The sequence below is a fragment of the Anaerolineae bacterium genome (assembly GCA_035529315.1).
Classification (GTDB): Bacteria; Desulfobacterota; Desulfobacteria; order Desulfobacterales; family ETH-SRB1; genus Desulfaltia.
Genome location: DATKWZ010000007.1, coordinates 1 through 11,627, shown reverse-complemented (window position 1 = coordinate 11,627; position 11,627 = coordinate 1). Strand labels below are relative to the sequence as shown.

General features: G+C 41.8%; 13 protein-coding genes and 1 pseudogene. All 14 read left to right on the top strand.

Annotated elements, in window-relative coordinates; genetic code table 11:
- The first annotated feature begins 158 nt into the window (after positions 1–158).
- Positions 159–686 (top strand): helix-hairpin-helix domain-containing protein, encoded by a 528-nt coding sequence (locus VMW78_01205; protein ID HUV49627.1) that lies wholly within the window; start codon positions 159–161, stop codon positions 684–686.
- A 151-nt stretch (positions 687–837) separates the two neighbouring features.
- Positions 838–1,992 (top strand): GDP-mannose 4,6-dehydratase, encoded by a 1,155-nt coding sequence (gmd, locus tag VMW78_01200; protein ID HUV49626.1) that lies wholly within the window; start codon positions 838–840, stop codon positions 1,990–1,992.
- Entirely contained in the window at positions 1,992–3,017 is a 1,026-nt protein-coding gene (locus VMW78_01195) for a GDP-L-fucose synthase (GenBank protein HUV49625.1), read from the top strand. The genes gmd and VMW78_01195 overlap by 1 nt, the downstream gene beginning before the upstream one ends.
- 251 nt (positions 3,018–3,268) lie before the next feature.
- Entirely contained in the window at positions 3,269–4,648 is a 1,380-nt protein-coding gene (locus tag VMW78_01190) for a nucleotide sugar dehydrogenase (GenBank protein HUV49624.1), read from the top strand.
- 158 nt (positions 4,649–4,806) lie between these two features.
- On the top strand, positions 4,807–5,169 hold the full coding sequence (locus tag VMW78_01185) for a GxxExxY protein (protein HUV49623.1): 363 nt from the start codon (positions 4,807–4,809) through the stop codon (positions 5,167–5,169).
- 154 nt (positions 5,170–5,323) lie between these two features.
- A complete protein-coding gene (locus tag VMW78_01180) occupies positions 5,324–6,271 on the top strand; it encodes a UDP-glucuronic acid decarboxylase family protein (protein ID HUV49622.1) in 948 nt (315 codons plus the stop codon).
- Positions 6,272–6,306: 35 nt separating this feature from the next.
- Positions 6,307–6,669 carry a four helix bundle protein gene (locus VMW78_01175; GenBank protein HUV49621.1) on the top strand — a complete coding sequence of 121 codons (363 nt, stop codon included), beginning with the start codon at positions 6,307–6,309 and terminating at the stop codon, positions 6,667–6,669.
- 70 nt (positions 6,670–6,739) lie between these two features.
- The gene (locus tag VMW78_01170) at positions 6,740–7,783 is read left to right on the top strand and encodes a Wzz/FepE/Etk N-terminal domain-containing protein (GenBank protein HUV49620.1); all 1,044 of its coding nucleotides are present in this window, start codon (positions 6,740–6,742) and stop codon (positions 7,781–7,783) included.
- 335 nt (positions 7,784–8,118) lie between these two features.
- Positions 8,119–8,673, top strand: coding sequence for a MarR family EPS-associated transcriptional regulator (locus VMW78_01165; protein ID HUV49619.1), 555 nt, complete (start codon positions 8,119–8,121; stop codon positions 8,671–8,673).
- A 105-nt stretch (positions 8,674–8,778) separates the two neighbouring features.
- Positions 8,779–9,693: a hypothetical protein gene (locus VMW78_01160; protein HUV49618.1), complete on the top strand. Its 915-nt coding sequence runs from the start codon at positions 8,779–8,781 to the stop codon at positions 9,691–9,693.
- A 288-nt stretch (positions 9,694–9,981) separates the two neighbouring features.
- A pseudogene (locus tag VMW78_01155) lies at positions 9,982–10,098 on the top strand (adenylyl-sulfate kinase).
- A gap of 208 nt (positions 10,099–10,306) precedes the next feature.
- The gene (locus VMW78_01150; protein ID HUV49617.1) at positions 10,307–10,600 is read left to right on the top strand and encodes a nucleotidyltransferase family protein; all 294 of its coding nucleotides are present in this window, start codon (positions 10,307–10,309) and stop codon (positions 10,598–10,600) included.
- Positions 10,590–10,913 carry a DUF86 domain-containing protein gene (locus VMW78_01145; protein ID HUV49616.1) on the top strand — a complete coding sequence of 108 codons (324 nt, stop codon included), beginning with the start codon at positions 10,590–10,592 and terminating at the stop codon, positions 10,911–10,913. Before VMW78_01150 ends, VMW78_01145 begins: the two co-directional genes overlap by 11 nt.
- A 449-nt stretch (positions 10,914–11,362) precedes the next feature.
- On the top strand, positions 11,363–11,617 hold the full coding sequence (locus tag VMW78_01140) for a ribbon-helix-helix domain-containing protein (protein HUV49615.1): 255 nt from the start codon (positions 11,363–11,365) through the stop codon (positions 11,615–11,617).
- Positions 11,618–11,627 lie beyond the last annotated feature (10 nt).

The window sequence follows — 11,627 nt, the reverse complement described above, 5'->3', positions numbered from 1 at the left end:
CTTGACTTTAAATCATAAATTATAATAAACATTAAAAATAATTCATTAACTTTAGGCACTTGTAACTTTAGTCACTTAAATAACCCTGAACTGTGAACCGTAGTCAGCAGTTTTTTTCTTAACACCTAACACCTAACACTTTAAGCACAGGAGTTATTATGAAGCGAAATCATCGCATCTTACTGTTCAGTTTTTTTATTTTATTTCTGTTTGGCGAAAGTTCCGCTGTTTGTCAGGGATGGACAGATCTCAGGATACGCCTTCTTCCTGACTCAAGCTTTGCAGTTGTTGAAGCAAAGGCCGGTGAGAAAATCAGGCATTGCCCACATCATGATTCAAACAACAAGATTGATGAAGAACAGCTGATATATGTATTCGGAACCCTATACAGGGGGACATGGCTTGATCAGGCAAACAAGGAGATTGCTGAAAAGCATCTTAAAAATCATTATGACAAATTTATTGAAAATATCATGAAAAAGGGCTTGGAGGGAACTGTTAACATCAACAAGGCAAGCCTTACAGATCTGGTAGCTCTCCCTCATGTAGGACCTGTATTGGCTGTGAAGATTGTGGAATACAGAAATATGCACGGCCTGTTTGAAAAAATCGAGGATATCAGGAAAGTGCAGGGGGTCGGCTCAGGCACATTTAATGCCATTAAGCACTATATTGCAGTTAATTAGGTTCAAGGTTCAATGGTTTTTTCTTAGCGTCTTAGCGCCTTTGCGTGAGGCGTTTTTCTCTGTGTTCTCCGTGAGCTCTGTGGTGATATTTAACTTTTTCGTGTTTTCGTACCTTCGTGCTTTCGTGATTAAAATTTAAAATGGATCTAAAATGAAAAAAGCCTTAATTACCGGAATTACCGGTCAGGACGGCGCTTATCTTGCGGAATTACTTTTAAACAAGGGATACGAGGTTCATGGAATAAAACGGCGTTCCTCTCTTTTTAATACTCAAAGGGTAGATCATCTTTACCAGGACCCTCATGAAAAAGACCGCAAGTTTGTCCTTCACTATGGCGATCTTACCGACGCCGGTAACCTTATCCGGATCATTCAGGAGGTCCGGCCCGATGAAATATACAACCTTGGGGCGCAGAGTCATGTCCAGGTTTCCTTTGAAACCCCGGAATATACCGCAAACACCGATGCCCTTGGGGCATTGCGTATCCTGGAAGCCATCCGGATGTTAGGGCTTGAGAAAAAAACCAGGTTTTACCAGGCATCCACATCCGAACTTTACGGCAAGGTTCAGGAAAACCCGCAAACCGAGCTTACCCCTTTTTATCCCCGCTCTCCTTACGCCTGCGCCAAACTCTATGCTTACTGGTGCACGGTGAACTACAGGGAGGCTTACGGTATTTATGCATGCAACGGTATTCTCTTTAATCACGAATCGCCGATACGTGGCGAAACCTTTGTAACTCGCAAGATAACCAGGGCTGTTGCGCGCATAGCCCTTGGCCTTAATGATTGCCTGTATCTTGGGAATATTGATGCAAAGCGTGATTGGGGGCATGCCAGAGATTTTGTTAAAGTGCAGTGGCTTATGTTGCAGCAGGATGAACCAGAGGATTTTGTTATTGCGACAGGAGAGCAGCATACGGTAAGGGAGTTTTGTGAAATGGCCTTTGCGAGGATCGGCATTAAGCTCGCATGGAGAGGGCAGGGGGTTGATGAAAAAGGTATCCTGGCTGAAATAATTCCTTTGCAGAGCATGAAAAGATATAAGGCATACAGCAGGCTTCAAGAACTGAAAAACGGGCAGGTTCTGGTTTCAATTGATCCACGCTACTTTCGTCCCACCGAGGTTGAGACATTACTTGGAGATCCGTCAAAGGCGCGCGAAAAGCTCGGCTGGAAGCCTGAGATTTCATTTAAAGAGATGATACGTGAAATGGTGGAGCATGACCTTGACGAAGCAGCGCGGGAAGCCGTCTGCCATAAAAACGGTTTTCCATTCCCCTCAAGTTGCGAAGCAAATATGTGATGAACCCAAATTCTTCAATATATATAGCAGGCCACACCGGCATGGTGGGTTCTGCGCTTTTGCGTAAATTCAAAGCCGAAGGTTTTTCAAATCTTATTACACGCAGCCATGCGGAACTGGATCTTACACGTCAATCAGATGTAGAAGCCTTTATGCGGGCGAAAAAGCCTGAATACGTGTTTTTAGCTGCCGCAAAGGTCGGCGGCATACTTGCCAACAATACCTGGCCTGCCGAGTTCATATACATCAACCTTGCAATTCAGACCAATATTATTCACGGGGCATGGAAAGCAGGGGTAAAGCGCCTGTTATTTTTAGGCTCTTCATGCATTTATCCCAGGGAATGTTCTCAGCCGATGAAAGAGGAATATCTCCTCACAGGCCCTCTTGAACCTACTAATGAACCTTATGCGGTGGCAAAGATTGCCGGTATCAAGATGTGTCAATCATATAATCGTCAGTACAACACAAAGTATATTGCAGTTATGCCAACCAATCTTTACGGGCCAAACGACAACTTTGATCTGGAAACCAGCCATGTTCTTCCGGCCATGATTCGCAAGTTTCATCTTGCCAAACTGGCTGTTAACGGCGCCCAGGAAGAAATAAAAAAGGATCAGGCTCGCTTCGGCCCTATTCCGGAAGATATTATGGCCGATCCTGCTGTCGTAAGCCTCTGGGGCAGCGGAACCCCCTGCAGGGAGTTCCTCCACGTGGATGATGTCGCTGATGCGTGCGTGTTTATAATGGATCTAAATGAGGAAAAATTTGCGTCCCTGCTTGCCTCCAATCCTCCTGCACTGATAAATATAGGTTCAGGCAGGGAGATCAGTATAAAAGAATTGGCATTGCTTATAAAGGATATAGTTGGATTTGAGGGGAACGTAGTATTTGATAAAACCCGGCCTGACGGCACTTTGCAAAAACTACTGGATGTTTCCAGGCTAACCGCTCTTGGATGGAAACCAAAGATTTTACTTAAAACCGGAATCCGCGCTACTTATGACAGTTTTAAAAAAATCTGACAGGATTTACAGGATGAACAAGATTTTATTTTAAATGAGACATGACCGTAAAAAAGCTGATTAGCCACAGACACACACAGACTCAGATGGACATTTGTCCGGCGGACATCGCCGGACAAAAATGGTCATCGCTTCGCGAAAAAAACTAATGCTATTTTATCTGTGTATGTCTGTGTGTGTCTGTGGCTAAAATAATGGCAAAATCTTGGCGTTTTTGAGGCTCTGCGGTGAAAAATTACTATTGAGGAAAAATGAAAAAATTTAAAAAAAATATCCTTTGCATAGGCGCAGGCTACGTAGGTGGGCCGACCATGGCTATGATTGCCTATAAATGCCCGCAATACAAGGTCACGGTTGTGGATATCAATCCAATACGCATTGATGAATGGAACTCAAATAACCTGCCGGTTTATGAACCCGGCCTTGATGAGATTGTAAAAAAAACACGCGGAACAAATCTTTTCTTCACCAGTAATATAGAGCAGGGCATAATAGAGTCCGACATCATTTTTGTCAGCGTAAATACTCCTACAAAGAGCTTTGGAGTAGGGGCCGGCATGGCCGCAGACCTGCAGTATTGGGAAAAAACCGCCAGACAGATACTTCAGCATTCCCGGTCTTCAAAAATCATTGTTGAAAAAAGCACGCTTCCGGTTAAAACAGCACAGGCAATGGAGAGGATACTTGCCACAAATAATAAAAAGATAAAATTTGAGATTCTTTCCAATCCTGAATTTCTGGCTGAAGGCACCGCAATAAAGGATCTGGAATATCCGGATCGGGTACTTGTCGGTTCCCGTCAAACACAAAGCGGTTTAAAGGCAAGGGATGAGCTGGTTGAAATATATGCCGGCTGGGTGGATGAAAAGCGGATAATTACCACCGATATCTGGAGCAGCGAACTCTCCAAACTCGTGGCCAACGCGTTTTTAGCCCAGAGAATATCATCAATAAATTCCATATCCGCCCTGTGTGAGAAGACCGGTGCGGATATCGTCAATGTGGCCGGAGCAGTCGGGTTTGACAGCAGGATCGGCGACAAGTTCCTGAATGCAAGCATCGGATTTGGTGGATCATGCTTTAAAAAGGATATTTTGAATCTTGTATATATGTGCCGCTATAACGGCCTTAACGAAGTGGCCGATTACTGGGACCATGTTCTCAGGATAAATGATTTTCAAAAGGATCGTTTTGTGATCAACATGCTTACAGCCATGTTCAACACATTGGCGGGCAAGAAAATATGCCTTTTTGGTTTTGCTTTTAAGGCCAATACCGGAGACACAAGGGAGAGCCCGGCCATTTACATTGCAAAAAGATTGATCGAGGAAAGAGCGCACCTGGCAATTACAGATCCAAAGGCATTAAAGAACGCAGGAATCGATCTAAAAGGGGTTGACGAAAATGTAAGCTATATTGACGATCCTTATGCGGCAGCAGCCAAAAGCCATGCAATCGCAATAATGACGGAATGGGATTTATACAGGGATCTTGACTATGAGAAAATATTCAAGTCAATGATAAAACCGGCCTTTATATTTGACGGCCGCAATATCGTCGATCATAAAAGACTTTTTAAAATCGGATTTAACATATATCCAATCGGCAAACCAGCTTTGACACACTTTTAATAAAATTTTAAATAAATTAGCCACAGACACACACAGACTGACACAGACTTTTGTTCAGCGGACATCGCTGGACAAAAATAGTAATCGCTTCGCGAAAAAAAGCCAATGTTATTTCGTCAGTGTGTTTTTGTGTTAGTCTGTGGCAAATATGAATAAATATGGATATCAATGAGCTTACATACCAGATAAATGGTGCGATATTCGAAGTTAGCAAATTGTTGGGCGCTGGATTCCTCGAAAAAGTTTATGAGAACGCCTTAATTATGGAGTTGCGTTTAAGAGGAATTAAAGCACTGGGCCAATTCCCTATTTCTGTGAAGTATAAAGGTAAAAATATCGGAGACTATTTTGCCGATATTGTTGTTGAAGACAAGGTGATAATTGAATTAAAGGCGATTGATAAATTACAAAAAATTCATGAAGCACAGATGTTGAACTACTTGAAAGCTACTGGAATAAAGGTTGGTTTGCTTGTAAATTTCACATTCCCAAAAGCAGTGATTAAAAGATTTGTTTTTTAGCCACAGAAGCGCACAGGCAGTGTATTATTAAAGAAAATAACACATCTTTTGTGAAACAACTGAACAATCTGTTTGGCCTATGAATTAGTCTAACGAATTATTTGTATCTGTGTTTGTCTGTGTGTGTCTGTGGCTAATAAAAAAAAGGATTCTTATGAAATATCATCAAGATAACCGCGTATTGATCACCGGCGGCGCCGGCTTTTTAGGCTCTCATCTCTGCGAACGGCTTGTTGCCGAAGGGTTTGAGGTGTTATGTGTGGATAACTGTTTTACCGGTACCAGGCAAAATATCTTCCATCTTTTAAATAAGCCGAATTTCGAGTTTATCCGCCATGACATTACATTCCCCCTTTATATTGAGGCGGATGAAATTTATAATCTTGCCTGTCCTGCATCGCCTGTTCATTATCAGTTTGATCCTGTTCAGACCACAAAAACAAGCGTGCATGGCGCCATCAACATGTTAGGGCTTGCCAAGCGGATTAAGGCTAAAATTCTGCAGGCATCCACAAGCGAGGTCTACGGAGACCCGGATGTCCACCCCCAGCCGGAAACCTATTGGGGCAGGGTAAACCCTATCGGTCCGAGATCCTGTTATGATGAAGGAAAAAGGTGCGCTGAAACACTTTTTTTTGACTATTATCGCCAGCACAGTCTGAAAATAAAAGTCGTCAGAATATTCAACACATACGGCCCGCGTATGCACCCGAATGACGGCCGTGTTGTTTCCAATTTTATTGTTCAGGCATTGAAAAACAGGGATATCACGGTGTTTGGCGATGGAACCCAGACCCGTTCCTTCTGTTATGTGGATGATCTGATAGAAGGCATGATCCGCATGATGAGCGGGCCTGATGATTTTACAGGACCGGTAAACCTGGGGAATCCCGATGAATTTACTATTCTTGAACTGGCCCAAAAAATCATAAAAATTACAGGTTCAAAATCAAAAATTGTTTTTAAGCCCCTGCCGCAGGATGATCCCATGCAGCGCAAACCGGACATCAGCCTTGCAAAGAAAAAACTAAAATGGCAGCCTGTGGTAAAACTGGATGAAGGCCTGAAAAAAACCATAAAATATTTTGACGAAATACTATAATTAAGGATTAGGGATTAAAGGATTAGGGGATTATTGTGGGGACTCACTGGCGTGAATTAAAGGTTTGGCAAAAGACACACGGATTAGTGATTGACATTTATAAAGTAACAAGTAATTTTCCAGGAACTGAAATTTATGGATTGGTTAATCAATTAAAACGTGCCGCATATTCTGTGCCGGTAAACATAGTTGAAGGCCAGTCTCGACAAACTACGAGAGAGTACTTACAGTTTTTGTATAACGCAAGGGGGTCTTTAGAAGAAGTTCGATATTTTTTATTGCTTTCAATGGAATTGGGATATTTGAGTGAAAAAGATCATGAAATTCTCGAATCAAAATATGAATCAGCAAGCCGTATGCTAAATGCACTCATCAAATCACTTAAACGTTTTCTTTAATCCCTAATCCAGGGTTTTTAATCCCTTAATCCCATAATCCTTTAATCCTATATTATGCCGGAGACAAACAATGACTAACCAGGAATCCAATCAGCAACAATATCCCCAGAACTACCCGCCATACGAAGACGAGATCAATCTTATCGACTATCTGCTGGTCCTGTGGAAATGGAAATGGCTCATCATAGCCGGCACCCTGGTCTTTGCTGTTATAGCGGCTGTCATAAGTCTCCGGATGCCTGAGATTTACGAGATTTCCACGGTCATCAAGCCCGGTATTGCGGGCGTTAAAGATGATGGAAGCTTTATATACATCGATTCTGTGGATAATATAAGCGGAAAGATAAATGAAGGAATTTACGATAGAAATATACAAAAAGCATTGCATTTGAACCAACTGAAGGCAGGTATTAATTTCAAATTTACGATTGCTAAAGAAACTAATATGATAAAGATTACCTCTCAATGGGAAGAGGAGAGCAGAGATCTTGGGATAAAAGCTACCGGGCAGCTGTTACGGTTTCTTGTTGATGATTACGAAAGAATCGTTAAGTCCAGAAAGGCTGTTTTTGACGGGCAAATCTTTTCTAAACAAAACAATATCAAAAAGTTCGAAGCACAAAGAGAATTATTTGGGAAATCTCTAAAGGATATCAAGCGCGGGACGGACGGATTGAAGAAGGAGGCGGATAATCTTAAAAACAATACCGAGGACCTGATAAAACAAAGAGATTTGCTGTTAAAAGAAAGTAATGCTGGGGCTGAAATACCTCTCCTTCTATACTCTACAACAATTCAGCAGAACATTTCTTATCTAAACCAGATAAATAATCAGATTTATGATTTCAAGGAAAAAGAAAAGGAAGCACTACAAGAAATTGGAGAGGCAGAAAGAGGTATTGATACTGCAAAAACAGAGATAGATGAGTTAGAAGTAAATAAAGAGATGATTGCCAATATAAAGGTTATTCAGGAGCCGGAGGTTTCGCTGCACCCTGTCAAGTCTAAAAAGAAACAGATCGTCCTTCTTGCCACTGTCGTTGCATTATTCATGGCTGTTTTCCTTGCATTCTTCATCGAATACATAAAAAATGCCACCCGCTCCACCAAATAATAGGAAGGATTAGGGATTAAGGATTAATTAACTTTTTCCCATGGGCGGAATTATTCTTCATAACTTTTGTCCGGCTATCGCCTTCGGCGAGAAAAAATTATGTCTGTGTAAGTCTGTGTGCGTTTGTGGCTAATATTCCTGTCTAAACCAGATTATTTTTCTTGACTAAACAGCCTGTTCAGTATAAGAATTCCGTTCAAAACTGAACAACATTGAGACCTTTTTTACAAAACGTGTTAAGTGTTAAGAGCTTGATATAACAATTAAATGTTTTATCTTAACACCTAACACCTAACACCTAACACCTAACACCTAATTATAAAGCAATTATTCTCATGCTCCTTTCAGAAAAGCACTTTCAAATATTAGAGATCCTGGGCGGGCAGGAGATTTCAACTCAGCGCCAACTGGCGAAGTTTACGGGAATCAGCCTTGGCCAGATCAATTATGTCCTTAAGCAGCTTCTGTCAAAAGGCCTTGTCAAAATCGGCAACTTCAGTAAAAATCCTCACAAGATAGGTTATGTCTATCTTTTAACCCCAAAAGGGATTGAGGAAAAATCAAAGTTGGCTGCACATTTTATAGTATCCAAACTAAAAGAGTACAATAACATCCGTGGTAAGCTGGCGGAACGATTAACGGCCATTGCAAAAAACGGCCATAAGCGCATTGTTTTTATCGGGCCTGAAATAATAAAAGAGTTTATTGATTCCATAATACATGAAAAAGCTTTAGCGCTGGTTCTGGTGGCTCACTGCGAAGACCGGCAGGATATCAAACAATATGATGATAATTCCTTTGATCTTGTTGTTGAATTTAATATAAATCAAGATGCAAAGACAGCAAAGCTCAATGGAATTTCTTCTGACAGGGTAATTTCTCTCTGGTAATTTTTGAGGCGCAAGCGCCGTTTTAGCGCAACGTATTTGTAATAAAATTAATTGGTTAAACAACCTTTCTTAATGTAATCCAAGAGGCGGAGCTGTCTAAAAAGAATGGCAACAATCAAATCCATAGCCCTGGAGCACGACACAAAACTTATCATTATGTCCGACATGCATCGTGGTGACGGGACCGGGTCCGACGACTTCGCCCACAACTCCCTCATATACAAATGCGCGCTCGATCACTATTTCAGAGAGGGATTCACCTACATAGAACTTGGCGACGCTGAAGAACTCTGGGAAAACAAAACCTTTGAGCAGATATACATCACACACACCTCCGTCTATGACAAAATCAAAGAATTCCATGACCCTGATCAGAAAAAAACCCGTTACATCAAGATCTGGGGCAATCACGACATCCAGTGGAAAGACAACGCAAATATCCTGCGCGATATCTTCCCCGGCATCGGGATCTACGAAGCCGCTATACTCCACAGACTCACCCCGCCGGGAAAACGTATCCTCCTCTGGCACGGCCACCAGGCAGACCCCAAATGTAGCGGCCACGGGGCAGCCTTCAGCAAATTCTTCGTGCAAAACTTCTGGTCATGCTTTCAGAAATACGGCATAAAAGACCCCACAAGGGCAGCCGCCAATCCGGGTCTATCCAACGAAATAGACGAAAAGTTCTATCATCTGGCCATGAACAACGACAAAAATATTGACATAATCATAGCAGGACACACCCATCGCCCGGTGTACGAAAACCTATCCCTTACCGAGCGCAGATCTATTCAAACAAAAACAGCATCTGTTTCAGGGACAGGGAAAAAGCTCAAACCAGAGCCGGTTTACTACAACACAGGTTCCTGCGTGCACCCGAGATGCATCACGGGCATTGAAATAACAATGGAAGACAGCGCCCCCAGACTCAAGCTCATAAAATGGGGCTATGATGCAACCCCTTGCCCGGCAGCAGAAACATACACCTTAACCATAAAACGCACAGTCCTTGAACCTTGACTATGCTTGTGTCTCTTTTTCAGATCGTCCGCCTGTCGAAGATGCCGCGGTTTTTACCGCCCGCTACGCTCAAGACGCGAAGCACGCTAGTGGTTCAAGAGCGTTTTTTTCATTCAAAATTAAAAATTAAAAACTCAAAATTATAATGAATCCTGTCCCGCAGATCGGGGGAAAGTAAAGTTTCTCTTTTCGGCGTAGCCGATTGTTCATTTAAAATTTCTTCCGGAAATTTCAAATACAAAAAAGCAATCCAAAAAATCCAGTAAATCCTGTCAAAAAAAAAGAACCATGCATAATATTTTTCCATCGCCATCATCTGTTTCCACTGCTGATCGACATCTTTTAAACGGCCACTCTGGTGCCCTGCTATGGTTCACGGGTTTATCAGGAAGCGGCAAGTCCACAGAAGAACCCGAACACCCCTCACTTATTATTGAGACAGACAAACTCGATTCGCAGCAATGTGTGGATGAGGTGATTAAGTTTTTGCTAAAACAAAATTTAATTAGTACAATGTCTTAACCCAGATTTGATAAATTAGGAAGAACAAAATCGTAAACAAAATTTTGAGTTATGCAAAGCTCTCCCTGGGGAATATTAAGAGGATATACTTATGAAGCGCCAGAATATATTGAAAATTCTTGCTGAACATCGTAGTGAAATTGAATCACGTTTTGGTGTGGTATCATTATCGCTTTTTGGTTCTGTGGCCCGCGATGAGGCTGTGGCAGAAAGCGATGTTGATATTCTGGTAACTTTTGTGAAAACTCCTGGGATGTTTGGTTTCCTTGAGTTGAAAGAATACCTCGAATACCTCTTGCAATGTCCCGTTGACCTCGTTACCAAGAATGCCCTAAAATATCAGTTTCGTGAACAGATTCTTCAGGAGGCTATTCATGCCGTATAGGAGTTGGAAGTTTCGAATTGATGATATTATTGAAGCGATTAACAAAATTGAGCGCTATACCCATGGTATCGATTTTGCGTCATGGCAAAATGATGAAAAGACGGTAGATGCTGTTATCCGCAATCTTGAAGTGATTGGAGAAGCCTCTTCTTATCTGCCCATAGAAGTTCAAGAACAATACAAGGATGTGCCTTGGGGCATGATGAAAGGGATCCGTAATATTTTAGCCCATGAGTATTTTGGTGTTGACCTTGAAATTGTTTGGAAAACGGTTAAGGATGACCTGCCGATTCTGAAGAAACGCTTGCTGTAAATTTTTAACTATACGCCTTTAACCTTTAACGCTATGCCACGCCAAGCCAGACTTGATGAAAGTGTCCTACAACACAAATCCCTCTGTGCTTCCTGTGAGAGGTCAGCACCTCCCGCTTTCAGCGGGATTATTCTTCATCACTTTCATCAGGAAAGTTATGAAAATAAAAAATAAAATATCCTGTAAAATCCAGTTAATCCTGTCCAATAAAAAACCCCTTAGCGTCTTTGCGACTTAGCGGTTCAAAAGCCTTTTCCATTCAAAATTAAAAATTAAAAACTCAAAATTATACTCAATCCTGTCTAATAATGTCCAGTAGTTCCACCCCAAATAAAACAAACCAACGGACATCCCGCAAGACAGGTATTTGTCTGGTGAATTCACCGCGGTTGACAGACATCCCCGCTTATGGTATTTATATATTGTCCGACAAAGGAGGTATATAAAACATGCATACTCAAAAGGTTGCCATTACTATTCCAAAAGAATTAGTAACGATGATTGATGGCATCAGTAAGAAAAGGGGGCTATCCAGAAGCAAATTTATCTCTACGGTACTCAGGGAAAAGCTCATATCGGAAAGAAACAGCCATATTAAGGATGCTTATGACAAGGCCTTTTCAGACGAATCAATAAGAAAAGAACAGCTTGGCTGCGCCAAGTGGTTTGAAGGATTGGGAACTGAAGAGGGGCAAGAATGGTAATCCGGAAAGG

Coding starts and splice junctions, on each gene's coding strand:
- VMW78_01205 (HUV49627.1), top strand. CDS start 159: ATGAAGCGAAATCATCGCATCTTACTGTTCAGTTTTTTTATTTTATTT.
- gmd (HUV49626.1), top strand. CDS start 838: ATGAAAAAAGCCTTAATTACCGGAATTACCGGTCAGGACGGCGCTTAT.
- VMW78_01195 (HUV49625.1), top strand. CDS start 1,992: ATGAACCCAAATTCTTCAATATATATAGCAGGCCACACCGGCATGGTG.
- VMW78_01190 (HUV49624.1), top strand. CDS start 3,269: ATGAAAAAATTTAAAAAAAATATCCTTTGCATAGGCGCAGGCTACGTA.
- VMW78_01185 (HUV49623.1), top strand. CDS start 4,807: ATGGATATCAATGAGCTTACATACCAGATAAATGGTGCGATATTCGAA.
- VMW78_01180 (HUV49622.1), top strand. CDS start 5,324: ATGAAATATCATCAAGATAACCGCGTATTGATCACCGGCGGCGCCGGC.
- VMW78_01170 (HUV49620.1), top strand. CDS start 6,740: ATGACTAACCAGGAATCCAATCAGCAACAATATCCCCAGAACTACCCG.
- VMW78_01165 (HUV49619.1), top strand. CDS start 8,119: ATGCTCCTTTCAGAAAAGCACTTTCAAATATTAGAGATCCTGGGCGGG.
- VMW78_01160 (HUV49618.1), top strand. CDS start 8,779: ATGGCAACAATCAAATCCATAGCCCTGGAGCACGACACAAAACTTATC.
- VMW78_01150 (HUV49617.1), top strand. CDS start 10,307: ATGAAGCGCCAGAATATATTGAAAATTCTTGCTGAACATCGTAGTGAA.
- VMW78_01145 (HUV49616.1), top strand. CDS start 10,590: ATGCCGTATAGGAGTTGGAAGTTTCGAATTGATGATATTATTGAAGCG.
- VMW78_01140 (HUV49615.1), top strand. CDS start 11,363: ATGCATACTCAAAAGGTTGCCATTACTATTCCAAAAGAATTAGTAACG.